Origin of the sequence: Streptomyces sp. NPDC047022, assembly GCF_040644155.1 — a bacterium.
In the GTDB taxonomy this organism is placed as follows: Bacteria; Actinomycetota; Actinomycetes; order Streptomycetales; family Streptomycetaceae; genus Streptomyces.
The window spans coordinates 1-25,464 of record NZ_JBEYVV010000011.1; the positions used below are offsets into that span (position 1 = coordinate 1).

At 71.8% G+C, this 25,464-nt stretch carries 22 protein-coding genes and 2 pseudogenes; 12 read left to right on the forward strand and 12 right to left on the reverse strand.

What is annotated here, in order from left to right; all coding sequences use genetic code 11:
* Window positions 1-289: 289 nt before the first annotated feature.
* Together hemG and hemQ are read left to right on the forward strand one after the other, a co-directional pair.
* Window positions 290-1,750, forward strand: coding sequence for a protoporphyrinogen oxidase (gene hemG, locus ABZ845_RS14470; protein ID WP_360978178.1), 1,461 nt, complete (start codon window positions 290-292; stop codon window positions 1,748-1,750).
* Between the two features lie 4 nt (window positions 1,751-1,754).
* Complete coding sequence (gene hemQ, locus ABZ845_RS14475; RefSeq protein ID WP_360978181.1) at window positions 1,755-2,486, forward strand: hydrogen peroxide-dependent heme synthase; 732 nt, start codon at window positions 1,755-1,757, stop codon at window positions 2,484-2,486.
* 345 nt (window positions 2,487-2,831) lie between these two features.
* Here hemQ and ABZ845_RS14480 read toward each other — a convergent pair whose 3' ends face one another.
* Window positions 2,832-3,713, reverse strand: a complete 882-nt coding sequence (locus ABZ845_RS14480; RefSeq protein ID WP_360978602.1) for a LysR family transcriptional regulator — start codon at window positions 3,711-3,713, stop codon at window positions 2,832-2,834.
* 88 nt (window positions 3,714-3,801) lie between these two features.
* On the opposite strand from ABZ845_RS14480, the gene ABZ845_RS14485 reads away from it, so the two are divergent.
* The gene (locus ABZ845_RS14485) at window positions 3,802-4,887 is read left to right on the forward strand and encodes an EamA family transporter (RefSeq protein ID WP_360978183.1); all 1,086 of its coding nucleotides are present in this window, start codon (window positions 3,802-3,804) and stop codon (window positions 4,885-4,887) included.
* A 26-nt stretch (window positions 4,888-4,913) separates the two neighbouring features.
* Here the strand turns inward: ABZ845_RS14485 and ABZ845_RS14490 are convergent.
* The 3 genes and pseudogenes from ABZ845_RS14490 to ABZ845_RS14500 all read right to left on the reverse strand — a co-directional run.
* Window positions 4,914-5,480: pseudogene (locus ABZ845_RS14490) on the reverse strand (DUF4142 domain-containing protein); the annotation flags it as partial.
* A gap of 290 nt (window positions 5,481-5,770) precedes the next feature.
* On the reverse strand, window positions 5,771-6,343 hold the full coding sequence (locus tag ABZ845_RS14495) for a dihydrofolate reductase family protein (protein ID WP_360978186.1): 573 nt from the start codon (window positions 6,341-6,343) through the stop codon (window positions 5,771-5,773).
* A 249-nt stretch (window positions 6,344-6,592) separates the two neighbouring features.
* On the reverse strand, window positions 6,593-7,957 hold the full coding sequence (locus ABZ845_RS14500) for a DUF692 domain-containing protein (protein WP_360978189.1): 1,365 nt from the start codon (window positions 7,955-7,957) through the stop codon (window positions 6,593-6,595).
* A 196-nt stretch (window positions 7,958-8,153) separates the two neighbouring features.
* Between ABZ845_RS14500 and ABZ845_RS14505 the strand changes: the two genes are divergently transcribed.
* Window positions 8,154-9,089 (forward strand): glycoside hydrolase family 16 protein, encoded by a 936-nt coding sequence (locus ABZ845_RS14505; RefSeq protein WP_360978191.1) that lies wholly within the window; start codon window positions 8,154-8,156, stop codon window positions 9,087-9,089.
* A 184-nt stretch (window positions 9,090-9,273) separates the two neighbouring features.
* On the opposite strand, the pseudogene ABZ845_RS14510 reads toward ABZ845_RS14505, so the two are convergent.
* The 4 genes and pseudogenes from ABZ845_RS14510 to ABZ845_RS14525 all read right to left on the reverse strand — a co-directional run.
* A pseudogene (locus tag ABZ845_RS14510) lies at window positions 9,274-9,483 on the reverse strand (XRE family transcriptional regulator); the annotation flags it as partial.
* A gap of 89 nt (window positions 9,484-9,572) precedes the next feature.
* Entirely contained in the window at window positions 9,573-10,313 is a 741-nt protein-coding gene (locus ABZ845_RS14515) for a peptidyl-tRNA hydrolase (RefSeq protein WP_360978194.1), read from the reverse strand.
* An 86-nt stretch (window positions 10,314-10,399) separates the two neighbouring features.
* Entirely contained in the window at window positions 10,400-11,905 is a 1,506-nt protein-coding gene (locus ABZ845_RS14520) for a carboxylesterase/lipase family protein (RefSeq protein WP_360978197.1), read from the reverse strand.
* Between the two features lie 105 nt (window positions 11,906-12,010).
* Window positions 12,011-12,658: a TetR/AcrR family transcriptional regulator gene (locus tag ABZ845_RS14525; RefSeq protein ID WP_360978200.1), complete on the reverse strand. Its 648-nt coding sequence runs from the start codon at window positions 12,656-12,658 to the stop codon at window positions 12,011-12,013.
* Between the two features lie 269 nt (window positions 12,659-12,927).
* Here ABZ845_RS14525 and ABZ845_RS14530 point away from each other — a divergent pair, with 269 nt between their 5' ends.
* The 4 genes from ABZ845_RS14530 to ABZ845_RS14545 all read left to right on the forward strand — a co-directional run bounded on the left by ABZ845_RS14530 (window position 12,928) and on the right by ABZ845_RS14545 (window position 17,409).
* Window positions 12,928-14,508, forward strand: a complete 1,581-nt coding sequence (locus tag ABZ845_RS14530) for a long-chain fatty acid--CoA ligase (RefSeq protein WP_360978203.1) — start codon at window positions 12,928-12,930, stop codon at window positions 14,506-14,508.
* Window positions 14,509-14,663: 155 nt separating this feature from the next.
* Window positions 14,664-15,686 carry a PHB depolymerase family esterase gene (locus tag ABZ845_RS14535; RefSeq protein WP_360978206.1) on the forward strand — a complete coding sequence of 341 codons (1,023 nt, stop codon included), beginning with the start codon at window positions 14,664-14,666 and terminating at the stop codon, window positions 15,684-15,686.
* Between the two features lie 152 nt (window positions 15,687-15,838).
* The gene (locus ABZ845_RS14540) at window positions 15,839-16,741 is read left to right on the forward strand and encodes an ATP-binding cassette domain-containing protein (protein WP_360978209.1); all 903 of its coding nucleotides are present in this window, start codon (window positions 15,839-15,841) and stop codon (window positions 16,739-16,741) included.
* Window positions 16,738-17,409, forward strand: coding sequence for an ABC transporter (locus tag ABZ845_RS14545; protein WP_360978212.1), 672 nt, complete (start codon window positions 16,738-16,740; stop codon window positions 17,407-17,409). The genes ABZ845_RS14540 and ABZ845_RS14545 overlap by 4 nt, the downstream gene beginning before the upstream one ends.
* A 28-nt stretch (window positions 17,410-17,437) precedes the next feature.
* Here the strand turns inward: ABZ845_RS14545 and thrS are convergent, their stop codons facing one another.
* The 3 genes from thrS to zapE all read right to left on the reverse strand — a co-directional run bounded on the left by thrS (window position 17,438) and on the right by zapE (window position 21,141).
* A complete protein-coding gene (gene thrS / locus ABZ845_RS14550; protein WP_360978215.1) occupies window positions 17,438-18,697 on the reverse strand; it encodes a threonine--tRNA ligase in 1,260 nt (419 codons plus the stop codon).
* A gap of 148 nt (window positions 18,698-18,845) precedes the next feature.
* Window positions 18,846-19,910, reverse strand: coding sequence for an SPFH domain-containing protein (locus tag ABZ845_RS14555; protein ID WP_360978218.1), 1,065 nt, complete (start codon window positions 19,908-19,910; stop codon window positions 18,846-18,848).
* 121 nt (window positions 19,911-20,031) lie between these two features.
* Window positions 20,032-21,141, reverse strand: a complete 1,110-nt coding sequence (zapE, locus tag ABZ845_RS14560) for a cell division protein ZapE (protein ID WP_360978221.1) — start codon at window positions 21,139-21,141, stop codon at window positions 20,032-20,034.
* A 37-nt stretch (window positions 21,142-21,178) separates the two neighbouring features.
* Between zapE and ABZ845_RS14565 the strand changes: the two genes are divergently transcribed.
* The 4 genes from ABZ845_RS14565 (at window position 21,179) to msrB (ending at window position 24,574) form a co-directional block, all read left to right on the forward strand.
* A complete protein-coding gene (locus ABZ845_RS14565) occupies window positions 21,179-22,021 on the forward strand; it encodes a pyrimidine reductase family protein (RefSeq protein ID WP_360978224.1) in 843 nt (280 codons plus the stop codon).
* Between the two features lie 165 nt (window positions 22,022-22,186).
* On the forward strand, window positions 22,187-22,663 hold the full coding sequence (locus tag ABZ845_RS14570; protein WP_360978227.1) for an indole-3-glycerol phosphate synthase: 477 nt from the start codon (window positions 22,187-22,189) through the stop codon (window positions 22,661-22,663).
* An 86-nt stretch (window positions 22,664-22,749) separates the two neighbouring features.
* Window positions 22,750-24,141 carry a UDP-N-acetylmuramate--L-alanine ligase gene (gene murC, locus ABZ845_RS14575; RefSeq protein WP_360978230.1) on the forward strand — a complete coding sequence of 464 codons (1,392 nt, stop codon included), beginning with the start codon at window positions 22,750-22,752 and terminating at the stop codon, window positions 24,139-24,141.
* A 25-nt stretch (window positions 24,142-24,166) separates the two neighbouring features.
* A complete protein-coding gene (msrB, locus tag ABZ845_RS14580) occupies window positions 24,167-24,574 on the forward strand; it encodes a peptide-methionine (R)-S-oxide reductase MsrB (RefSeq protein ID WP_360978233.1) in 408 nt (135 codons plus the stop codon).
* A gap of 209 nt (window positions 24,575-24,783) precedes the next feature.
* On the opposite strand, the gene ABZ845_RS14585 is transcribed toward msrB, so the two are convergent.
* Window positions 24,784-25,449, reverse strand: a complete 666-nt coding sequence (locus ABZ845_RS14585) for a DUF4097 family beta strand repeat-containing protein (protein WP_360978236.1) — start codon at window positions 25,447-25,449, stop codon at window positions 24,784-24,786.
* Window positions 25,450-25,464 lie beyond the last annotated feature (15 nt).

Below are 25,464 nucleotides of genomic sequence, written 5' to 3' on the forward strand. Positions count from 1 at the left end.
GCGTTGTCGTCGGTTGCCATGGCTCCGCCATGACGCCCTCCTCCGCCTTGCGATGCACGGCACCAGACCCCGCTCCCTGATCCGGCCCGATCCAAACGAAAGACCCTGGGCCCGGCGGCTTGCTCCACGTCCACACCGCCCGTCGGCGCGAACGACACCGGTACCCCGGCCGGGTCTTCCCACAGCGCACGGGCCCTGGCCGGCAACGGATCCATCGACATGGCTCCGGTCCTGCCCGCCGGGGCCGGCTGCTGACCTGGGAACAGCGGTGATCTGAGAGGCTTGGGGCATGAACGCCAGGGAGAGCCGCGGGGACGCGGAGCGGGTCGTCGTCATCGGAGGCGGGATAGCCGGTCTCGCCGCCGCCCACCGGCTGCTGGGCCGGGGCGCCGCCGTGACAGTCCTCGAAGCGTCGGAGCGGGTCGGCGGCAAGCTGCTGCCCGGGCGGATCGCGGGGGTGCGGGTCGACCTCGGCGCCGAGTCGATGCTCGCCCGGCGCCCCGAAGCGGTGGGGCTCGCCCGCGAGGTCGGCCTTGCGGAGCGCCTGCGGACCCCGGCCACCGCGTCCGCCTCGATCTGGACCCGCGGCGCCCTGCGGCCGATGCCGAAGGGGCATGTCATGGGCGTACCCGGCACGGCGTCCGCGCTGACCGGCGTTCTGTCGGACGAGGGCCTGCGCCGTATCGAGCGTGACACCGAGCTGCCGCGCACGGAGGTCGGCGACGATGTGGCCGTAGGGGAGTACGTTGCCGCTCGCCTCGGCCGCGAGGTCGTCGACCGCCTGGTGGAGCCGCTGCTCGGCGGGGTCTACGCGGGCGACGCGTACCGCATCTCGCTGCGCTCGGCGGTCCCCCAGCTCTTCCAGGCCGCCCGGACGCACGACTCGCTGACGGAAGCGGTACGCGAGATCCAGACGAAGGCCGCCGCGGCCCCGCAGGCGGCGGGACCCGTGTTCATGGGGATCGAGGGCGGTGTCGCCCAACTCCCGCTCGCCGTCGCACAGTCGGTGCGGGCGCGCGGCGGCGAGATCCTGCTGGGGACCCGCGCGGACGGGCTGCGCCGCACCGCCGAGGGCTGGGAGGTCACGGCCGGCGGGCGCCTCATCGAGGCGGACGCGGTGATCGTCGCCGCCCCCGCCCAGGAGGCCGCCCGCCTGCTGCGCCCCGCCTCGCCGGGCGCCGCCGCCGGACTGGACACCGTCGAGTACGCCTCCATGGCCCTGGTCACCCTCGCCTACCGCGCCGCCGGCACCACTCTCCCCGACGGCAGCGGCTTCCTCGTGCCGCCCGTCGACGGGCACACCATCAAGGCGTCGACCTTCGCCTCCCGCAAGTGGGGCTGGATCGCGGACGAGGACCCGGACGTGGTCGTGCTGCGGACGTCCGTCGGGCGGTACGGCGAGACCGAGGTCCTCGGGCGCGAGGACGCCGACCTGGTGGCGGTCTCACGCCACGACCTGCGCGAGGCGACCGGCCTCGCAGCCGCCCCGCTCGAGACCCGGGTGACCCGCTGGACCGACGGCCTGCCCCAGTACCCGGTCGGCCACCACGCGCGCGTGGCCCGCATCCGCGCCGAGGTGGCGAAGCTGCCGGGGCTGGCCGTGTGCGGCGCCGCCTACGACGGCGTCGGCATCCCGGCGTGCATCGCGAGCGCGTACGCCGCCGCGGACCAGCTCGGCGGCGATCCGCGCGGCGTGCGGGAACTCATCTCGAACCCGGTGCAGAGCCTGCACGGCGGGGCGGGACAATAGCCTCATGAGTGACGACGCACCCACCACCGAGTCCGGCAGGATCCCGAACAAGGGCAAGCTGGCCAAGGACCTCAACGAGGTCATCCGCTACACGCTGTGGTCCGTCTTCAAGCTGAAGGACGTGCTGCCCGAGGACCGCTCCGGCTACGCCGACGAGGTCCAGGAGCTGTTCGACCAGCTCGCGGCCAAGGACGTGACCATCCGCGGCACGTACGACGTCTCGGGCCTGCGCGCCGACGCCGACCTCATGATCTGGTGGCACGCCGAGACCAGCGACCAGCTCCAGGAGGCGTACAACCTCTTCCGCCGTACGAAGCTGGGCCGCGCCCTCGAGCCGGTCTGGTCGAACATGGCGCTGCACCGCCCGGCCGAGTTCAACCGCTCGCACGTCCCGGCCTTCCTCGCCGACGAGACGCCGCGCAACTACGTCAGCGTCTACCCGTTCGTGCGCTCCTACGACTGGTACCTGCTGCCGGACGAGGACCGCCGCCGCATGCTCGCGGACCACGGCAAGATGGCCCGCGGCTACCCGGACGTGCGGGCCAACACGGTCGCCTCGTTCTCCCTCGGCGACTACGAGTGGGTCCTCGCCTTCGAGGCCGACGAGCTGTACCGCATCGTCGACCTCATGCGCCATCTGCGCGCTTCGGAGGCCCGGATGCACGTGCGCGAGGAGGTGCCGTTCTTCACCGGCCGCCGCAGGTCGGTCGCGGAGCTCGTCGCCGGGCTCGCCTGAGTCCCGCGTCCGCCCCTTTTGGTCATCGGGGTTTTCCTTCGTGGATACCCCCGGCTTGAGCCGGGGGAGGAAACGAAGCTCCTGCGGAGCAGGGCAGGAAACGGGATTTCGCCCTTAGGGCGAAAGACCGCGTACGTGACGGGTAGCCTGTGCGCTGTGCGTTGCGAGAACCAAGCGCGTACAACGTGTTGCGCGAGAACCAAGCCAGCACAATCACCACCTGACTTTGCTGTACAAACCGGGCAGGTTCCGTCCCGGGTGGCGTTGAGGGAGTAAGACCTTTCAGGTCGTTGACCTGCAGGGATTCCTGAGCCAGGAATCCCCCTGCTTCAGCTGGGGGAGGGTTCAACTGACCCCGAGGACATCGAGCATCGCCCTCGTGGCCGGGCTCGGGTTGAAGCGGCTCCACGCCAGATACTCGACCCGGCGCGGACCGTCGACCACCGTCACCAGCACCAGCCGCGGATCCTCGGCGGTCAGCGGGCCGGCGAACGCCGACGGCAGCAGCGCGACGCCGAGGCCATGCCTGATCAGCCTGGGGATCAGCTCGACGGCGCCCGCCTCGTACGCGACGTCGCGGACCAGGCCGGCGGCGGCGAACGCCTGATCGGACTGGGCCCGGGCGGGCGTCCCGCCCATGAAGTCCACGAACGTCTCCTCGGCGATCTCCGCCAGCGTGACCCGGTCGGCGCCCGCGAGCCGGTGCCCGGCCGGCACCACCAGCACATGCCTGTCGTGATCGAGGGCGACGGTCTCCACACCGGGCGGCCGGTCACCCTCCGGCATGCCGAGGAAGGCGATGTCCAGGTCGCCGTCCCGGATCTCCGCCGCCAGTTCGTCGCTGCGGCCGGAACGGAGGCTGACCCGGACGTCCGGGTGCCGGGCGCGGTACCGCTGCAGTACCTCGGGTACGTCGACGGCGGCCGTGGTCACGATCACGCCCACGGCGAGCCGGCCCCGCACCACTCCCGTCGCCGCCGCGGCGTCGGCGACCGCGCGGTCCGCGGCGGCAAGGCACTCGCGCGCCGCGGCGACGAAAGCCGCACCGGCGCTGGTCAGCTCGACACGGCGGCTGGAGCGGGCGAACAGCCTGACCCCGAGCTCCCGTTCCAGCGCGGCGATCCGATGGCTGAGCGACGACTGCACCACGAAGCAGCGCTCCGCGGCGCGTGTGAAGTTGCGGGTGTCGGCGACGGCGACGGCGTAGCGCATCTGCTGCAGATCCACCCAGCCATGGTTGCCGTTCATGGCTGGCATGACAACCATGCGTTGGACTCATGATGTGCGGCTGCCGAGACTTTCCCGTATGCATTCCATGGCCCGACCGTCGCCCGGACTGCCGCGGACCTCGTCCGCGGCGCGGACGGCGACCGTCGCACTGACCGCGCTCGCTCCCGCCTCCTGGGGCACCACATACGCCGTCACCACGCAGCTTCTGCCGCCCGGGCACCCGCTGTTCGCCGGACTGATGCGCGCTCTGCCCGCCGGGCTGCTCGGGCTGGCGCTCACCCGCGTGCTCCCGCGTGGGCACTGGTGGTGGAAGGCCGCCGTCCTCGGCGTCCTGAACATCGGTGCCATGTTCCCGCTGGTGTTCCTCGCGGCCGAGCGGCTCCCCGGCGGTGTCGCCGCCACCTTCGGTGCCACCCAGCCGTTGCTGGTCGCCGGGCTGGGCATCGCCGTGCTCCACGACCGGCCGACGGCCTGGCGCTGGATGTGGGGTGTGCTTGGAGTGCTCGGCGTCGGACTCGTCGTCCTCGGGCCGAAGGCCGGGCTGGACGCCGTAGGGGTGCTCGCCGGGCTCGCGGGTACGGCCGGCATGGCCTGCGGGGTCGTCCTCACCAAGCGTTGGGGCCGGCCCGAAGGGGTGGGCCCGCTGGCCCTGGCCGGCTGGCAGCTGACGGCAGGCGGCCTGCTGCTGCTCCCGCTCACCTTCGCCGTCGAGGGGGCGCCGCCGAGGATCGACGCGGGAGCGGTCTGCGGCTATCTCTGGCTCGGCAGCATGGGCGGACTCATCGCCTACACACTCTGGTTCCGCGGCCTCGGGCGGCTCCCGATCGGCGCGTCCGCGCCGCTGGTGCTGCTGTCCCCGCTGGTCGCGACGTTCGTCGGTTTCACGCTGGGCGAGTCCCTGAGTCTGCCGCAGGCATTCGGCTTCGTCCTGGCCCTGGCCGTCATGGCCGCCGCCCAACTGGACATCAGTTCAACGCCACGGCTCCTGACCGGGCGCGCCCGTCAGGGCAGGGGGCTGGACGCCGCAGGCGGCAGTGTGTACGTCGGCGACGGCGTCACCGGAACCGGCGTACCGGGGGCGTCCGTGGGGCCCGGCGGCGCCGGGGACGTGGTGAGCGGCGGTGGGGTCGCGGTGGCCGCGTCCCGGGCGAGGGCGTCGAAGTCGACGTAGCCGGTGGCTTCCAGGATCTTGATGTGGTCGAGGACGACGGCGTTCGCGTCGTCGGCCAGGGCGCGCACCAGCGAGTTGCGGGTGGTGGCCCGGACCTGGGCGACGAGAGTGAAGACCTTGCCGTGGGCGCTGCGCAGGAGGTTGGCGAAGTCGCGGTCGTACTCCTCGCCCTGGGCCGCGTCGAGTGTCGCCAGCCACTGTCGCTGCTGCGCGTTCGGCCGGTCGGGCAGGGCGAGCCGGAGGCGGGCGGCGACGTCACGGACGCGCGCGTCCAGGAACGTGTGCCCCTCGACGAGGTGCTCACCCGCGGTGCGTACCGCCTGGGTGGTGCCCTTCTGTTCGGCCTGCCGCCCCGCGGGCTGTTCCCACAGCCCGGCCAGCCGCACCCGGGTGACGAAGTCCCGGTCCAGCCCGGACAACGGGCCGTACGGCGTGGACACGGTCTGGGCGCTCAGGGTGTCGACGCCGGTGCCGGAGCGGTCCGCGTAGGACCAGACGGGGAAGACCAGCGCGGCGAGCGTTCCCGCGAGCAGGACGAGGAGGATCCCGGTGCCGTTGAAGATCCGGCGGCGTTGGTCGAGTCTGGATCGCATCGGTGCCTCCTGCTTGCGGCACCGCACGCTGGTGAGCTTGGGGTGCGGATCGGCATATTACTGCGCTGCCCACGCCGACCGGCGCCCAGAAGAAAGGGCGGGAAACGGGACATCGCATGCCGAATGCGGCGCGAGAGGAGACGGATATTCCCTGCCGTACCCCCGTAGACCGACTACCGCCCGAACGCCGACGGCTCAGGGTGTGAACCCTGGCACATACCCGGGGATGCACCGCGGGATGCGCCCGGAACTGGTACTGGACGGGCGATGGGGCGCACGGGGCGGGTGTGTCAGCGCATGACGTCGAAGACGCTCTTCTGCAAGCCGTTGGAGTAGACCTCGTGCTCGACCGGCTTCAGCTTCTGCGTGTCCTTGTCCGTGTCGCTGAACAGACGCTTTCCCGCGCCGAGCAGCAGCGGGAAGACGAGCAGGTGGTAACGGTCGATCAGGCCCGCGTCCGAGAGGCCCCGGTTCAGGCGGGCGCTGCCGTGGACGATGATCGGGCCTCCCTCGGTCTCCTTCAGGGCGGCGACCTCGTCCAGTGAGCGCAGGATCGTGGTCCCGCCCCAGTTCGAGACCAGGTCGGCCTCGTCGAGGGTGGTGGAGACGACGTACTTCGGCATCGCCTTGTAGCCGGTGAACTCCGTCATGTCCGGCCACACCGGGCTGAACTCCTCGTAGCTCACACGTCCCATCAGGAGCGCGGCGGCCTCCTCCTGCTCCCTCCCCTTGATCTCGTACGCCTCGGGGATGAACTCGACGTCCTTGAACGTCCACCCGGAGTTCCGGTGGCCGGATTCGCCGCCCGGTGCTTCCACGACGCCGTCGAGCGAAATGAAGGCGGTGCTGATCAGAGTGCGCATTCCGATGTCCTTTGTCTTTGATGTTCTATTTGTTCTTGACATTCCGTTGTTCTCGATGCCCTGTGTCCGGTTCTCGGTGCCGGCTTGTCCGCGAAGGCATGCCCAGGATCCAGCCGACAAAAAAATTTGTCAAGGAAACTTGGATTGTCGGCCCGTGCGGACGTCGGCGCATGAAGGACATGAAGGAAGGGGCGGCTCGCCCCATCGGGCAAGCCGCCCCTCATCCGGTCCTGAAGGAGGGCGGAGCAGTCAGTGCCTGAGAAGTGCCCGCCGGGTGGCACGGGCCAGGCGGGCCGTGGGACGCCGGGACGGGGGAGTGGGGCCGGAGCGCTCCAGCCACCACGCGTGCAGTAGTTGCCGCTTTTCGGGGCCGTCGAGGCCCCCGGTGCGCAACAGGTGCTCGGCGAAGTCGAGGGCGTCGCGCCGGTAGCCGCCGGTCATCGGGCGACCCTGGGCATAGGCGAGGAAGGCGGGCCGGTACTCCTTCGCGAGGATCCAGGGAAGCTCGGGCGCGACCGTGGCGACGATCCCGGCGCGCTTCGCGGCGAGGGAGCGCGCCTGCACCCCGATCCGTGCCCGGTCGAACCCCTCGGGCACGGGTGTGCCCGCGACCAGGCAGGACAGCAGGGAGGCCTGCGCGAGCGCCAGCCGCTGGCGGGCGGGGCCGGTGCCGTCGCAGTCGTGGTCCTCGGCGTCGCCGCCGTGGTCCGTCGTGCCGTAGGTCCCTACGGGCGCCGGCTGTCGCGTCGCGGCCGGTATCCGCGCACCGGGCGGTACCTCGCCGCCGGCCCGGGCCTTCTCCACCGTCTCCCGTATGACCGCCAACTCCTGCTCCAGCTCGCCCGGTTCCGGGAAGTTGTCGTCGCGTTCCAGCAGCACGCCGGGCGGGACGGCACGTGAGGCGAGGTCGGCGAGGACGTCCAGGACCGGCCGCGGTACGGGGTGGGCGTGGCTGTCGTGCCAGACGCCGTCGCGTTCGAAGCCGCCGGCGACATGGACGTAGGCGATGGCCTCGACGGGCAGTTCGTCCAGCGCCCTGGCCGGGTCCTCGCCCCGGTTGACGTGGTTGGTGTGCAGATTCGCGACGTCGATCAGCAGGCGTACCCCGGTGCGGTCGGCCAGCTCGTACAGGAACTGCCCCTCCGTCATCTCCTCGCCCGGCCAGGCGATCAGCGCCGCGATGTTCTCCACCGCGAGCGGCACGGGCAGGGCGTCCTGGGCGATACGGATGTTCTCGCACAGGACGTCGAGCGCGTCGCGGGTGCGCGGGACGGGGAGCAGATGGCCCGCTTCCAGCAGCGGGGAGGCGGTGAGTGGGCCGCCCGCCCGTACGAACGCGATGTGCTCGGTGACCAGCGGCGAGTCCAGGGCCTCGGCCCGCGCGGCGAGGTCGGCCAGCCGCGCCGGGTCGGGGCGGTCCGCGCCGCCGAGACCGAGTGACACGCCGTGCGGTACGACGGTGACGTCCCGCTCGCGCAGCCTCAGCAGCGACTCGGGGACATGTCCGGGGCAGAGGTTCTCGGCCACGGCCTCGACCCAGTCGATGCCCGGCATGCGCTCCACGGCGTCGGCGATCTCAGGCCGCCATCCGATGCCCGTTCCGAGTCGCTTCATCGTCCCGTCCCCTCCTCCGCTGTGACGGGGTCATGGCCCGGACCGTCGCCGCCGAACCCTTCGCCTGGGACGTTCAGAGCAACATTTGAGGTTCCGCCCGCCGGCACTGGACCCGAACGGCGGAGTCCGGGGACGCGGCTCCCAGGAAGACCTGAGAGGAGGCCGGCCGGTCGTCACCCGGTAGCGAGGAGCAGAGATGAGCCGTCATCGTCGCCCTGGACTGCGCCGCCTGCGCGGTGTCCTCGCGCTCGCGGCGGCCGTCCTCGCGCCGACGACCCTCGGGGCGGCCACACCGGCGTCCCGCGCGACCGCCCCGGTGCCCTCGCAGGACGCCTGCCACACGACCGGCGACGCGATGCCGCACGGCGACTGCGGCCCCTTCCACCAGGTCTTCGCCGAGAACTTCGACGGTGACGTGGTACCGCTCGGCTCCTTCAGCGACTGCGACCACGACGCCGACACCCCAGGCGCCTACTGCGGCGGCCTCACAGGCTCCTACCGCGCCGACTGGTGGGCCTACCCGCGCGGCTGGTACGACACCGCCAACCCGCGTAACCACTCCAATGGCAACGACCGCGTGCTCGGCGGCGAATACCGCGCCGACGACACGGTGTGGGTGGGACCCGCGGCGGACGGCGACGGGCGCATGCACATCCGTATGTACCGGCCGGCGTCCGGAGGTGATCTCCATGTCGCCGCGGTGGTGCCGCGTCGGGTGATGCGGCAGACGTACGGGAAGTACAGCGCCCGGGTGCGCGTGGTGCGGGCGGCGCCCGGCTACAAGAGCGCCTGGCTGTTCTACGGCGGCGGCTGCGAGATGGACATGTACGAGCAGTCCTGGACCGACACCGTCCACTTCTTCCACCACCCGTGCGACGGGCGGGCGCAGGGCTTCGCCGACACCGGCAGGCCGTTCACCGAGTGGCACACGGTCAGCATGGAGTGGACCCCCGGCCGAGCCCGCTACTACCTGGACGGCCACCTGTACCTGAGCGACGGCCGCGGAGTCGCCACGCGCCCGCTGAGCTGGATCCTCCAGAACGAGAGCGCCTTGTACGGACCGTACGCCGCGCCGGGTTCGTGGGCGCAGATGGACATCACGTGGGTCACGGCGTACGCGTACACGAGGTAGTGGAGTACGTAACAAGCGACATGAGCCAGGAGGTTCCGGCGCCCACGCCCGTTGGCCTCGTCCTGGCTATGCCCGCCGACTCACGGCACGAGTGCTCTAACCGCAAGGCAGAAGGGCGAACCGGCCTAGTTCGATTCCTCAGGAGCCCACGGCTACGAGCAGTGGTGCGTAGGCCGGAATCCGCTCAGCGGGTCCCGGTCGAGACATCGTTGAGCGGAACACTGCGGCTCCACAGTTCCTCCGCGTGCTCGGCGAACCGGTCGAACATGCCGCCTTGCGCGCGGCGGCGTACGTGCATGAGCGGGGAGTCGTGGCCGACGAGGTGTGCCAGATGTGGAGTGATCAGGGCCTGGTCGTCGAAGCGGAAGACGGACAGGGACACGTGGTTCATCGCCATCTGTCACCCCGGCGGGCTCCGGTACTACGCCCTGGTGCCCGCGAGCATGCCCGTTACGTGGTATCAAGCCCCCGCCGCGCCGGGCGTCAGATCAGGCGCAGGGCCGGATGGCCGGCCACCACCGTCGCGCTGCCGGGCGCGATCTCGGTGAAGCCCGCGTCCCGTACCAACGGCAGCCCGGACGTGGTCAGTCCGGGCCACAGGGCCGCGGGCGCTGTGCGGACCGCGAGAGGGAAGCCCGCCTTGTGCCAGACCGCGCGCTCCTCGTCGGACAGGGCCCACCAGGCGAGCTGAGCGCCGTGCCCGGCCTGGGCCATCGCCTTGCCCGCCGACATCGTGAGCTCCGGGTTCAGCCACAGGACCGGTACCTCCGGGTCCGCGTCGGCCGGCGGACGCGGGTCGTCGAGGTCCGTGCCGGAGACCTGGAGCTTGGCCAACTCCTTGGGCCACACATCCACCGGGACGGGCGGGAAGACCCGTACCTCGGCAGACTCGCCCATGACCGTGATGCCCGGCAGTGCCTCGGCCCGCCGCCACTCGGCGCCGCGCGCCCGCCGCACCACCTTGCGGATCCGCGCGTCCTGCCAGTCCCGCATCACCTGGGCCCATTCCCCCTCGCCCAGCGAGCGCTCGTCGCTCAGCATGACGAGCACGGCGCGCGCCGCCGTCTCCAGCGCGTCCGTACGCGCCGGGGGAGCGTCCCGCTCCATGTGCACGACGAGCGGCAGAGCGAACTGCGGAGCCTCGTCGCGCGCGCTGCGCTCGGCGTGGAAGGGGCTGGTCGGGGAGTCCGCCGGTGGTGCCGTCGGGGTCTGGTCACTGCTCACGGCTCCCAGTCTGCCAGGTGGAAGATCGGGGAATTCAGGGGCGGTGGACGTCGAGGCGGTCCGGAATCAGCCGATCGGCCAGGTTGTCAGCGCAGGCCGTGCCACAGGTTACGGAGACCGCCGCGAGGTTCGTGCCCGGCGGCCACGGTGGACGGTACGGCCGCGAAGCGGCGGACGGCCGGGTCCGGGTCGCGATATGCGGGCCAGCCGGGATCGCCGGTGGTGGCGAAGGAGACCCACGCGGTGTGCATCATGTCCGCGAGCGCTCGCGGCGGGGTGCCGCCCAGGAGAGGCGCGAAGGCCGGGTCGGCCAGGTTGTCGAAGACGAAGGGGACGTCGAGCGCATGGCACGCGCCCAGTGCGCCGCCGAAGGCGGGGGAAGGCCATGCGAACTCGTAGACGAAGGCGCGCGCACCATGGCGTGCCTGCGCTTCGGCCAGGCGTAGCGCGGGCAGGCGGTAGAACCAGTCGGTGGCGATCCGGGTGAACAATTCGCCGGGGCTCGCTCCGGGGAACGCGGCACGGTAGGCGGCGACGCCCCGGCCCGGCGACAGACCATAGGCGGTGGCGGTGCGTTCCACGAGGTCCTCGGTGACCAGGCCGCTCAGTCCGGAGGGCACCGTGAACAAGCGGAACTCGTCGCTGGTCCAGCCCACCAGGACGTCCACGCCCGCCGCGCCGCCCTCGGTGATCGCCTCCATGGGCGCGCGCGGGAGAGTGTCGTGGTCGACCACGGGCTCGAAGGGCATGAGGTTGAGCGCGGCCTCGCCCCACAGGGCCGGATCGGGGTTGGCGAAGATCGCGCCGCGCAGCTGGGACTGGGCGGCCAGCAGGCGTTCGGCGGGTACGGCGGCGAGGTCCGGCCGGGTGGGAGGCACCTCGAGCACGGCGGCGAGGCGGCTGGCGACCAAGGCGGCGCTCGCCGGTGAGAGCGTGTGGTGGGCCGCGCCGCTCTGCAGGGCCGCGCGATGGAAGAGGCCCTTGGCCGCGGGCATGGCCATCAGGGCGCCGATGCTCATGGCCCCGGCCGACTGCCCGGCCACGGTGACGCGGCCGGGGTCGCCGCCGAACGACGCGATGTTGTCGCGGACCCATTCGAGCGCGGCGATCTGGTCCAGCAGACCGAGGTTGGCCCGTACGGTGTCGTCGGGACCGAGATGGAGAAAGCCCTCCGCGCCCAGCCGGTAGTTGAGCGTGACCAGGACGACGCCGTCACGGGCGAAGGCCGTCCCGTCGTAGCCGGTGAGGGATCCGCTCCCGTTGCTGAAGGCGCCGCCGTGGATCCAGACCAGCACGGGCAGGCGTCCCGTCGTGTCCGGGGTCCAGATGTTCAGGTTGAGGAAGTCCTCGCCGGGGACGAGGGTTTCGGGGAGCAGCCGGTCCATGGGTGGCAGGTACGGGGCCTGAGGGGCGGTGGGGCCGTAGGCGTCGGCATCACGGATGCCGTCCCACGCGGCCGGCGGCTGAGGGGGCGCGAAGCGCAGCGGCCCGGTCGGAGGGGCGGCGTAGGGGATGTTCCTGAAGCAGGCGATCCCGGCAGGGCCGGTGATGCCGCGGACCAGCCCGTGGGAGGTCGCGAGGATCGGTCGCATGGTCACTCCTTCGCACAGAACAGGGAGTCTTCGCACGGAACGGGGAGTCTTCGCACAGGGTTGGGAGCCTTCGCACAGGGCCGGGGGCCGAAGGAGGCACCGGGCTCAGCGGACGGCGTTCACGATGCGCAGCGCGAACTGCGCGTACTGGTCGGCGACCTGCTCGCGGGTCCGCTCCAGGGCGGGACCGAACCACTGCGCGACCTGTACGCCGAGGCCGCCGATCGCGGTGACCGTCAGCAGGGGATCATCGACTTCGAACTCGCCGCTGCCGATGCCGCGTTCGATCACGTCGGCAAGCAAGCGGCGGCACTCCTCGCGCAACTGGATCGAGGGCGCGGCCAGTTCGGGTGGCAAGGCGTGCAGTTCGCCATTGGTGACCACCGCAAGCAGCGGATAGTCGGTGTGGAGCAGGACGTGGGCGCGGACCAGGGCGGCCAGTTGCCGGGGTGCGCTGTCGTCGCGGGTGCCGGTGGCGGCCTCCGTCAGCCGGGTCCGCATCTCCTCGTGGCCGATGCGTACGAGCTCGGCCAGGACGTGTCCCTTGGACGGGTAGTGCGCGTAAAGGGTCGCGGAGTTGATGCCGACCATGCCCGCGATCTGCCGGATCGAGGCGCCGGCGAAACCGGACTCGGCGAACAGTTCCAGGCCCGCTCTGAGGATCTTGCCGCGGGTGCCGGGCGGGGTGACGCCCTCGGGGAGGGCCGTCTCCATCGCGACGACCCGGCGAGGATCCCAGGCGGGAAGTTCCACGGCTGCTCCTGAAGGCTGAACGGGCTGAACGGGGTGGACGGGTTGAACGGGCTGGACGGTAGGCGGTAGGCGGTAGGCGGCAGGCACGGAAGGCCGAAGGCCGACGACAGCAGCCTCGGCCGGAATTCCAACCGATCGATTGGTTGACACCGTAACCCGGAAGCCGGATGGTGTCTCGCAACGATCCAGAAACAACCAATCGATTGGTTGGAAACCTGGCCGTGCCGCCCGCTCCGGCAGCCGGCCGCGATCCCTGGGGGAGCCCTCCCGTGAGCCGTCCCGTCGCCCGCCCCGCCTCACCCACCGCACCCGCCCCGCCCACCGCGTCCGCCAATCTCGCGGCCTTCCTGACCTCGACCGCGCAACGCGTTCCCGAGCGCACCGCCTTGCGCCTCGCGGCGGAGTCCCTGAGCTACGCCGAGCTGGCGGACGGCTCGGCGCGGATGGTTGCCGTACTGCGGGCCCAGGGCGTGGGTCCCGGCGACCGGGTGGGGCTGATGGTGCCGAACGTCCCGGCCTTCGCCGTCCTCTACTTCGCGATCCTGCGCGCCGGTGCGGTGGTGGTCCCGATGAATCCGCTGCTGAAGGCGCCCGAGGTACGCCACTACCTCACCGACTCCGGCGCGGCACTCCTGCTGACCTGGGAGGACCACGCGGCCGAAGCGCGCGCGGCGGCGGAGGACTGCGGCACCCGGCACCTCACGGTGGGCTCCGCCGTACTGCGCGAACTGCTGGCGGCGCACGCACCCGTGGCCGACGTGGCCGACCGCGCCGCCGACGACACCGCGGTCATCCTCTACACCTCGGGTACCACCGGCACCCCCAAGGGCGCCGAACTCACCCACGACAACCTCGTGCGCAACACGGAGGTCTGCGCACGCACCCTGCTGCGGCTCGGTGAGGACGACGTGATCTTCGGCGGCCTGCCGCTGTTCCACTCCTTCGGCCAGGTCGTCGGTCTGAACTGCGCCGTAGCGTCGGGCGCCTGCCTGACGCTGCTGGCGCGGTTCGACGCCGCCGAGGTGCCTGCGATGATCGAGCGCGATCGCGTGACGGTCTTCCTCGGGGTGCCGACCATGTACGCCGCCCTGCTCGCCCACGACGGCGCGCGAACCGCCGACACATCTTCCCTGCGCCTGTGCGTCTCCGGCGGCGCCGCCCTGCCCGTCGAGGTCCTGCACAGATTCGAGACGGTCTTCGGCTGCACCGTCCTGGAGGGCTACGGCCTTTCGGAGACGTCCCCGGTCGTCTCCTTCAATCATCCCGACGGCCCTCGCAGGGCCGGGACCATCGGCACCCCGATCGAGGGCGTCCTGATGCGGGTTCAGGACGACTCGGGCCGGCCTCTTCCGGACGGTGAGCCCGGCGAGATCGCGGTCTCGGGACACAACGTCATGAAGGGCTACTGGAGGCGTCCCGAGGCCACCGACGAGACGATCGTGGACGGCTGGCTGCGCACCGGTGACATCGGCGTCCGTGACCCGGACGGCCTGTTCCGGATCGTCGACCGGAAGAAGGAGCTGATCATCCGCGGTGGCTACAACGTCTACCCCCGCGAGATCGAGGAGGCCCTCTACCGGCACCCCGCGGTAGCCGAAGCCGCCGTCGTGGGAGTCCCGCACCCCACCCACGGTGAGGAGATCGCCGCCGTGGTCACCCTGCACAGCGGCGCCACCGCCACCCCCGACGAACTGCGCGAGTTCGTCCGCGCCCAAGTCGCCCCGCACAAGTACCCGCGGCTCGTCCGGATCGCCGACCTGCCCAAGGGACCGACGGGCAAGATCCTCAAGCGCGCGATCACCGTGTCCGCGATCACCGTGTCCTCGGACCCTGCCGACGAGCCCGGCTGATCCACGCCGCGCCCGCACCACCCCTCACGCCCATACGCCCATGCCCCCTTCCGGCTCGCACGCACGGGCACCCACGCCCGCTGCCGCCGCGCCGGTGCACGATGCCGCCCGCAACGGACGGCACCCACCTCCCCACCCGTATCGGAGTGTGCTCCATGAGATTCCGCTCCCTGCACCGAGCCGCCCAGGCCATAGCCGCCCTGGGCGCCGCTCTCGCCCTCGCCCTCGCCGCCGTCGGCCCGGCCACGCCCGCCCGGGCCGCCACCCCGCCCCTGCCGGACCTGAACATCACCGGTACCTACGTCACCGGTGTCTCCTCAGGCGGCTTCATGGCCACTCAGCTTCAGGTCGCCTACTCCGGCACCTTCGACGGCGCCGGCATCTTCGCCGCCGGGCCGTACGACTGCGGCCAGGGACACGTGATCAAGTTCGTCACCTGCGACCTCGGCCTGGGCGTCGGCGACCTGGAGCGGCAGGCCGAGGACTGGACGGCCGAGGGCCGCATCGACCCCGTCTCGAACCTGGCCGGCAAGCCGGTCTACACCTACCACGGCTACCTCGACCCCGTGGTCAACCCGCTGGTCTCCCGGGCCGGCGTCGACTTCTACGAACACTTCGGCGCCGATGTCACGTACCACGACCGGGACCCGGCCGGACACTCCTGGCCCACCCCCGACGGCGTGGTTCCCTGTGCCCTCACCCTGCCGCCGTTCCTGAACGACTGCCACGACGATCCTCAGCGCGAGATGCTCACCGCCTGGCTGGGAACGGTCAACCCGCGCAACACCGGCACCCCCCAGGGTGACCTCACGTACTTCGACCAGAACCGCTACGTCCCCGGCGGCTCGGCCCGCTCCCTTTCCATGGACTCGACCGGGCAGCTCTACGTCCCGCCGGCCTGTGCGAACGGCGCTCCCTGCAAGCTGGTGGTGGCCCTGCACGGCTGCCTGTCCGCCCAGCAACTCCTCGGCACGGCCTTCGCCGAGAAGGGCAACCTCGACACCTACGCCGACACCAACAACCTGGTCGTCCTCTACCCGCAGGCCGTCTCCAGCGTCTGGCCGGTCAACCCGCAGGGCTGCTGGGACTGGTTCGGCTACACCGGCTCCGACTACGCGGTCAGGAGCGCACCTCAGATGACTGCCATCGTCAACATGGTCCACGCCCTGGGGGCCTGACCTCGCACCGCCCGTCCCCGCGGCGCACGCCGGGTGCCGCGGGGACACCGCCATGGCCATCGATCAGCGCGAGTCGGCGCTATCCCGACATGCGGAGGGAGCGCCCGCCCATTCACCTGCGGGGATCCGCCGGGCCGGGCGAGGATGTTCCCATGCAACCTGATCTGTGCCTCACGGGGGTGGGCCGCCGTTATGGGCTGCGCGGGCCTTGGGTGCTGCGCGGGGTCGATCTCACCGTGCAGCCCGGTTCGCTGATCCGTATCGAGGGCGCGAACGGCACCGGCAAATCCACTCTCCTGCGCCTTCTCGCAGGCATCGACGCCCCCAACGAGGGCCGCGTCACCGGACATCCGCGCACCGCCTACGTCCCCGAGCGCTTCCCCGCCGCCCTGCCCTTCACGGTGGTCGGCTATCTCGAGCACCTCGGAGCCGTTCACGGTCTGCCCCGGGCCGCCGCCGCCCGCGCCGCGGAGGAGTGGCTGGAGCGATTCGGCGCCGCCACGTACTTCCGGACGCCGATGGCGGAACTCTCCAAGGGCAGCAGCCAGAAGGTCGCCGTCGCCCAGGCCCTGCTCGCGGCCCCCGAGCTGCTGGTCCTCGACGAGGCATGGACCGGCCTGGACGCCGCAGCCCGCGCCGAACTGGACCGCGCGGTCGCCGAGCGCACGGCCGCGGGCGGCGCGGTCGTCTTCGTCGACCATGACCCCCGTCGGCTCGCGGGAGCGGCCGACGCCGTCCATCGTGTCACCGGCGGCACCCTCGAACTCCGTACGGACACCCCCATGCCGACGGCTCCGGCCGGCGCCTCCATGGCCGTGGAGGTTCGGGGACCCGCCGGTGCGGAGCCGCCCGCCGAGGCGGAGGCGATGGCCGCATCCACGGTCCGCACCGCGTCGGGCACCTTCCGTCTCACCGTCTCCGCGAGCCACTCCGACGTCGTACTCCGCATCCTGCTCGGCGCCAGGCCGCCCTGGCACGTGGTGGCCGTCGGCCCCGCCGACCGGGCCCCGGCGAGTGCGGAACCCCGAGAAGCAGAGGCCGACAGCCGCTCATGATCCCTCTTCTGCGCTACCAGACCGCCCTGCTGCTGCGTTCCCAGCGCTGGCTTCCCCCGTTCCTGCTGTACGCCGCCTTCCTCGCCATCGGCGTCCAGAGCGGACAGCCCGTACTCGACTCGCTCGGATTCACCGCCGCCGCCGTACTGCCCGCCGCCGCCTGGCTCGTCCGTGTCTGTGCGACCAACGAGCCGCCCGCGGCCCGCAGTTGCGTCGCTGCGGCGGCCGGTGCCGGGCGGGCCCATCTGGCGTGTCTGACCGTCGCGCTGGGTGCCTCGGCCGTGATCGGCATGTCCGCGACCATGGTGGTCACGCTGATCAGCAGCCACACCAGCACCGACGGCCGGACGCGCGTGCCCGTATACCCGTCCGCGTGTGCCGGGCTGATCGCCGTGCTCGTGTGCGCGCTGCTCGGCACGGCCGTGGGCGCGCTGACCACCTGGCCGGTGCTGCGCACCCCGGGGCGGTCCGTCCCCGCGCTGCTGCTCGCGGTCCTGCTCGTCCTCGTGGTGGGCGGCTCACCCGCGAACGCGGCGGTCAACGCCCTGGTGTCCGGTTCGCAGACGGCGAAGGTCCCCCTTCCGCTGCTGCCGCTCGCCCTCGCCGCGCTGCTCACGGCAACCGCCTCCGCCGTGGCCTGCGCGCTCACCACGCGCCGATCGCCCTGAGGCGGCCTGCGCACCGGCACGGTGCGTGTCACTCGTCGTCCCACAGGCCGCCGGCGCGGCGGGTGACGGCCGCTCGGATACGGTGAAGCGCCTCCTCGGCGGGCATTGGGTCCACGCGGCGGCCGTCCCGCAGGCGCAGCGCGACCCGGTCGCCCTCTGCCTCACGGGGGCCGATCACCGCCTGGTACGGCACCAGGCGCGCCGCCCGGACGCGCGCGCCGAGGGTGCCCTCGTCCGGGGCGGCCACCCGGACCCGCAACCCCCGTTCCAGAAAGCGGTGTTCCAGCCGTGCGGCCTGCTCCAGCTGCTCGTCCGAGACCGGCAGGACCATCACCTGGATGGGGGCCAGCCAGGCCGGGAAGGCGCCGCCGTGCGCCTCCACGAGATGGGCCACCGCGCGCTCCAGGCTGCCGATGATGCTGCGGTGGACCATCACGGGGCGATGCCGCTCGCCGTCCGGCCCGATGTAGCGCAGGCCGAAGCGCTCGGGCTGGTGGAGGTCGATCTGCACGGTGGAGAGGGTGGACTCGCGGCCCGAGGGGTCCGCGACCTGGACGTCGATCTTGGGTCCGTAGAACGCGGCCTCGCCCTCGGCGGCCTCGTAGGCGACACCACCGCGGTCGAGGACCTCGCGCAGCATCGCGGACGCGCGTGCCCACAGGCCGGGGTCGGCGACGTACTTGCCACCCGGTCCGGGCAGCGACAGCCGGTAACGGGCGGGGCGGATGCCCAGCGCGTCGTACGCCTCGCCGATCATCCGCAGGGCGTCCGCCGCCTCGTCGACGGCCTGGTCCAGGGTGCAGAAGACATGGGCGTCGTTCAGCTGGATCGCCCTGACCCGGGTGAGACCGCCGAGCACACCTGACAGCTCGGCGCGGTACATGCCGCCCAACTCGGCCATACGAAGGGGAAGTTCCCGATAGCTGCGGGAACGGGAGCGATAGATCAGGGCGTGATGGGGACACAGGCTCGGCCGCAGCACGACCTGCTCGCCGCCCAGGTCCATCGGCGGGAACATGTCGTCGCTGTAGTGCGCCCAGTGCCCGGAGATCTCGTACAGCTCGCGTTTGCCGAGCACCGGCGAGTACACGTGCCGGTAGCCCGCGCGGCGCTCCAGGTCCCGGACGTACTCCTCCAGGGAGTGCCGCACGGCGGCCCCGTCCGGCATCCAGTACGGCAGGCCCGCGCCGATCAGCGGGTCGGTGTCGAACAGGTCCAGTTCGCGGCCGAGGCGGCGGTGGTCGTGCATCGTGGTCTCCTCTCGGTGGGGGCGAGGGGGGCCACGCACGGCGAAGCCCCGGGGCACTCGCCCCGGGGCTTCGACATGTGGTCAGCAGTCAGCGCGCCGGGACTCTCTCCGGCGTCGTCGTGGACAGATGGGCGCGCTGCATGCCGCGGACGGTAGCAGGGGGCGTGCGGGCGCCGCGCGGGAATTTCTACGGGGCGCGCGCGGGATTCCTCTGCGGCGCTCGCGAGGGGTCTTCCTGCGGGGTCGGCGTCCGGGACGCCGGGGGCGCGGGGTCCGGCCACAGTTCGGGCGGGGCCTCGCGAACGGGGGCCGGCACGGGCTCGGGCTCGGACGACTGCAGGGCGTCGCGCCCGGGCGCGGGTGGCCGTACGGCCTCGGGCGTGGGTGCGGGGGGCTCCACGGCCTCGGCCCGGTGCGCCGCGGCGACGGCCTCGGCCCGGTACGCCGCGGCCGGGTGCGCACCTGCCTCGTCGTGCCCCGCCGCCGTCTCGGGCTGTGCCGCCCGCTCCAGGAAGCGCAGCAGCTCCACCGGGAACGGCAGCACGAGCGTGGAGTTCTTCTCGGCCGCGACCGCCACCACGGTCTGCAGCAGCCGCAGCTGGAGCGCGGCAGGCTGGTCGGACATCACCCCGGCGGCCTCCGCCAGCTTCTTCGACGCCTGGAGCTCGGCGTCCGCGTTGATGATGCGCGCCCGGCGCTCACGGTCAGCCTCCGCCTGGCGGGCCATGGACCGCTTCATGGTGTCCGGCAGGGACACGTCCTTGATCTCCACCCGGTCGATCTGCACACCCCAGCCGATCGCCGGGCTGTCGATCATCAGTTCCAGGCCCTGGTTGAGCTTCTCGCGGTTGGAGAGCAGATCGTCCAGATCGCTCTTGCCGATGATCGAGCGCAGCGAGGTCTGCGCCATCTGCGAGACCGCGAACCGGTAGTCCTCGACCTGGATGAGCGCGTTCGCCGCGTCGACGACCTTGAAGTAGACGACCGCGTCCACCCGTACGGTGACGTTGTCCCGGGTGATGCCCTCCTGCGCCGGGATCGGCAGCGTCACGATCTGCATGTTGACCTTGTGCATCCGGTCCACCATCGGAACGATCAGCGTGAAACCCGGCGGCCGGGGACTTCCGAGAAGTTGCCCGAAGCGGAAGACCACGCCGCGTTCGTACTGCTTGACGACCCGTGCCGCCGCCGAGAGGCCCACGAGCCCGGCGACACCGGCTGCCACCAGGGAACCCACCAGCTCCTGGATCATGACGGACCCCCTCGTCGAGAGGCCGGTAAATCTGTACATTCACCATAATTCCGCCGGTACCGACGAAGCGAGGGCCGGCCGGCACCGGTACACCGGTCGGCGGGCCCTCGCTACCCGGGCATCAGCGGCCGACGAGATCCTTGGCGTCCCGTGCCAGGGCGGTGAGGCGGGAGATCGCCCGGAAGTACTTCTTGCGGTAGCCGCCGTTCAGCATCTCCTCGCTGAACAGCCTGTCGAACGGCAGCCCGGAGGCGAGCACCGGAACCTCGCGGTCGTAGAGCCGGTCGGCCAGGACCACCAGCCGCAGCGCCGTCGACTGGTCCGGCACCGGCTGGACGTCGGTCAGGCACACCGCCCGCAACCCGTCGGTCAGCGCGCCGTACCGGCTGGGGTGGACGCGCGCGAGGTGCTCCAGCAGGTGCGGGAAGTCGTCCAGCGACGCGCCCGCGGTGGCGTACGCCGCCTTCGTCACCTGCTCGTCGCTGTAGGGCGCGGGGGCCTGGGGCAGCCCGCGGTGCCGGTAGTCCTCACCGTCGATGCGCAGTGCGCGGAAGTGCGCGGAGAGCCCCTGGATCTCGCGCAGGAAGTCGACGGCGGCGAAGCGGCCCTCCCCGAGCTTGCCGGGCAGCGTGTTGGAGGTGGCCGCCAGAGCCACGCCCGCGTCCACGAGCTTGCCGAGCAGGGTCGAGACGAGGACGGTGTCGCCGGGGTCGTCGAGTTCGAACTCGTCGATGCACAGCAGGCGGTGGTCGGAGAGAGTCCGGACCGTCTGCTGGAAGCCGAGCGCGCCGACCAGGTTCGTGAGCTCCACGAACGTGCCGAACGCCTTGAGCGCGGGCTCGGCCGGGGTGGCGTGCCACAACGAGGCGAGGAGGTGGGTCTTGCCGACGCCGTACCCGCCGTCGAGGTAGACGCCGCGAGGGCCCGCCGGAGTCTTGGGAGCCTTGGACCGGGCCCTCCCGAAGCCGAAGAGCGAGCGCTTGCCGGACACGGCGTGGGCGCCGCCGAGCCCGCCGGCGAAATCCTCCAGGACCCGCACGGCCTCGTTCTGGCTGGGCTGGTTCGGGTCCGGGATGTACGTCGAGAAGCGGACCGAGTCGAAGCGCGGCGGCGGCACCATCTCGGCGACCAGCCGGTCCGCGGGGACGTGCGGCTCGCGGGAGGACAGCGACAGCGGGGCCGCTTCGGCTATCTGATCGGTGGTGCCGGAGGCGGCGGTGGAAGACGACACAGTTGACCACTCTACGGGCCGTGCCAGACTGCAGGACATGCGATGCCTGTTCCCTGTGACCGATGAAACAGCGGCCCGACCGGGCCATACGACCGGTGGTACGGGGCCGGACGGCAGGCAAGTCCCGGGGGCCGCCCTGCCCGGCGGCAACCGCGAGTGGACGCTCGAGGAGCTCGCCGAGGCGTATGCCTACCCCGAGCCCGGTCCCGGGGGCCGGGAGCCCTGGCTGCGCGCCAACATGGTCTCCACGCTCGACGGGGCCGCGCAGCACGAGGGGCGCTCCCAGCCCATCTCCAGCGCCACCGACATGCGGATCTTCGGCACGCTGCGGGGGCTCGCGGACGCGATCGTCGTGGGTGCGGAAACGGTACGGCAGGAGGGGTACCGTCCAGCACGGGCACGCGAGGCCTTCGCGGAGCGGCGGAAGGCGGCCGGGCAGGGCCCGGCGCCCGCGATCGCCGTGGTGAGCGCGAGCCTCGACCTGGACTTCTCGGCGCCGCTGTTCACCTCGCCGCTGGTGCCCACGCTGGTGCTGACCGGCGCCGCGGCACCGCCGGACAGGGTGGACGCCGCCGAGAAGGCCGGGGCCAGGGTGGTGTTCGCCGGGGACGGCCGGGGTGTGGACCCGGCCCGCACCGTACGGGCTCTCGCGGAACAGGGAATGACCCGGCTGCTGACCGAGGGCGGTCCGCGGCTGCTCGGCCAGCTGGTCGCGGCCGGGGCGGTGGACGAACTGTGCCTGACCCTGTCACCGATGCTCACGGCCGGTGACGCGCAGCGCATCGCGGGGGGTCCCTCGGTGACGGTGCCCGAGCGGTTCACCCTCGTGTCCCTGCTGGAGGAGAGCGGGTTCCTGTTCGGCCGCTACCGTCGAGAGTGAACTGGAATAACCCGTTCCGTTCAGTTCCCGACCGGGCACACTGAATCCGGCAGGGTGTCCGTGCGATCAAGGGGCAGGATGGTTTCCGCAGGGCTTTGAAGGCCCGCGGAGGAGAGAGGCCCGTCGGGGGTCCTCGCTGGACTCGGAGAAGAAGGGGCGCCCGTCGTGTTCAAGAGCGTACTGATGATCGAGAAGGCCCTCACATCCGCCGACGTGGAGTTCGTCACCACCTTGCACGGTGACGAACAGGTCGCCTTCCATATTCTGCTCCAGCCGCGCGGCGACCAGGCGGACCGGCTGCTGCGAGCCATCGACGACATCGCCCTCGGCGAGCTGGACGAGGCGGCGCACGAACGGGACACCCCTGAGGGCAAGGACGCCGCGGCCCTCGGACAGCAGGCCCTGGAGGTCTCCCTGGCCGCGCTGCGCGCGGCGGGCGGCGCGGCGGAGGGCCGCCTCATCGAGGACCATCCGCTGGACGCGCTCAAGGCGCTGGTCGCCGAGGTCGGCGCGGACGAGGTGATCGTGCTGACCGACCCGCACTACGTGGAGGAGTTCTTCCACCGTGACTGGGCCTCCAGGGCGCGGCACAAGGTCGGCGTCCCGGTGCTCAAGCTGTTCTCCCACAGCAAGGCGCAGTGACGGGTCGGTCGGTGTACGCGGCCCCGCGGCGCACCGCATAGGCTGGGCCGCTGAACGCACGCCGTACCAGCATCCAGGAGACACGCATGGCACCCGGCATCCCCACCGCCATGGACCGACCGCACTTCATCGGCATCGGCGGCGCCGGAATGTCGGGCATCGCGAAGATCCTCGCGCAGCGCGGCGCCGTGGTGGCGGGCAGTGACGCCAAGGAGTCGCCGACCGCCGAGGCGTTGCGCGCGCTGGGTGCGACGGTGCACATCGGCCACGCCGCCGGGCACCTCGCCGACGACGCCACCTGCGTCGTCGTCTCCTCCGCCATCCGCGCGGACAACCCGGAACTGGCGCGTGCGGCGGAACTGGGCATTCCCGTGGTCCACCGCTCGGACGCCCTGGCCCGGCTGATGGACGGCCTGCGCCCGATCGCGGTCGCGGGCACCCACGGCAAGACCACCACGACGTCGATGCTGGCCGTGTCCCTGAGCGAGCTCGGCCTCGCCCCCTCGTACGCGATCGGCGGGGACCTGGACGCCCCCGGTTCCAACGCGCTGCACGGAGAGGGCGAGATCTTCGTCGCCGAGGCCGACGAAAGCGACCGCAGCTTCCACAAGTACGCGCCCGAGGTCGCCATCGTCCTCAACGTCGAACTGGACCACCACGCCAACTACGCGTCCATGGAAGAGATCTACGAGTCCTTCCAGACCTTCGCGGACAAGATCGTGCCCGGCGGCACGCTGGTTGTCTCCGCCGACCACGAGGGGGCGCGCGAGCTGACGCGGCGGCTGGCGGGCTCGGTGCGCACGGTGACCTACGGCGAGTCCGAGGACGCCGACGTGCGCGTTCTCTCGGTCACCGCGCAGGGCCTGAAGAGCGAGGTGACGGTGGACCTGGAGGGGCAGGAGCTGACCTTCACGGTCTCCGTTCCCGGCCGCCACTACGCGCACAACGCCGTCGCCGCGCTCGCCGCGGGCGCGGCGCTCGGCATCCCCGCCGCCGGGCTGGCAACGGCGCTCGGGGCCTACACGGGTGTCAAGCGCCGCCTCCAGCTCAAGGGCGAGGAGGCCGGCGTCCAGGTCATCGACTCGTACGCGCACCACCCGACGGAGATGACCGCCGACCTGGAGGCGATGCGCGCGGCGGCCGGTGACTCCCGCATCCTGGTGGTCTTCCAGCCCCACCTCTTCTCGCGCACCCAGGAACTCGGCAAGGAGATGGGCGAGGCGCTCGCCCTCGCGGACTCCTCGGTCGTCCTCGACATCTACCCCGCCCGCGAGGACCCGATCCCCGGAGTCACGAGCGAGCTGATCATCGGCGCGGCCCGTGCGGCGGGCGCGGATGTGCAGGCCGTCCACGACAAGGCGGAGATTCCCGCGGTCGTGGCGGGAATGGCGAAGCCGGGTGATCTCGTTCTTACCATGGGCGCGGGCGACGTCACGGACCTTGGCCCGCGCATCCTGGACCGTCTCGCACAGCAGTAGAAGCAGAAGTAAGGGGTTGGCCTTCATGTCGTACGACGTCGAGAAGCCGGACGAGCAGTGGCGCGAGGAACTGACCCCGGCGGAATACGCCGTGCTGCGCCAGGCGGGCACGGAGCCCGCGTTCAGGGGTGAGTACACCGACACCAAGACCAAGGGCGTCTACTCCTGCCGCGCCTGCGGTGCCGAACTCTTCACCTCCGGCACGAAGTTCGAGTCGCACTGCGGCTGGCCGTCCTTCTACGACCCGAAGGACACCGACACGGTGGAACTGCTGGAGGACCGCTCCCACGGGATGGCGCGCACGGAGGTCCGCTGCGCCCGCTGCGGATCGCACCTCGGGCACGTATTCGAGGGCGAGGGATATGCGACGCCCACGGACCAGCGGTACTGCATCAACTCGATCTCGCTGCGGTTGACGCCGGACGAGGAGTGAGGCGCGAGCGATGAGCTCGGGTATCCGCTCGGCAGCCTGATGGCGACGGGCGGAACACCCGCCGACCCGTGGCCCGGCTGATCGGCCGTCACGTGGGGCTTCGTCTGGGAGAGGGCCTCCGACCCGCGTCGGAGGCCCTCTCCCATCCGCTTGGTGGTCGCGGTCGTGTGGGACCTGGCCGGACGGGGCCTGGTCCGGGTTCCGCCCCTTCAGAGGCTGCGGGCGGTGATGTCGCCGTGGGAGGTGGTGGCGTGGATGTCGAGTCCGGCGGTGCCGTCGTTCTTGAGGGCGTTGCTGATGCGGCCGTAGGCGGTGCCGGCGTCCAGGGCGGCCGAGACGCCTGCGGCGGCGCCGACCGTGATGTCGCCGGACTGGGTGCGAAGCACGACCGAGCCGCGCACGGCCTCGCCGATCCGGATGTCGCCCCTCGCGGTGCTGATCTCCGCGGGGCCGCCCAGGCGGCCGACCTCGACGTCACCGTCACTCGCGGTGAGCCGGAGGCCGGCGGCCTCGTCGATCTTGATGTGGCGGTACGCGCCTTCGAAGGCGACATCGCCGAGTCGGCCGACGCCACGGAGCTCGGAGCAGGCGGTCCTGGCCTCGATGCGTGAGCCGGCGGGCAGCTGGACGGTGACCTCCAGGGATCCGGAGGGGCCGAAGAGCTGGTTCTTGGGCTCGGCGGTGTGGATCCGCAGGACGCCGTCGGCGTAGGCGACGGTGGTCTGCTCGGCGGTCTGGACGTCGCGCCTCTTGGAGGGGTTGGCGGGCAGGACCTCGACGGTGGTGTCCGCGCGGTCGGCGGCGATGAACTGGATGCGTCCGGCGGGGATGTCCAGGACGGCGGAGATCGGGGCGGGGGTGTCGAACTTCTGCATCGTGGTCTCCCGTAC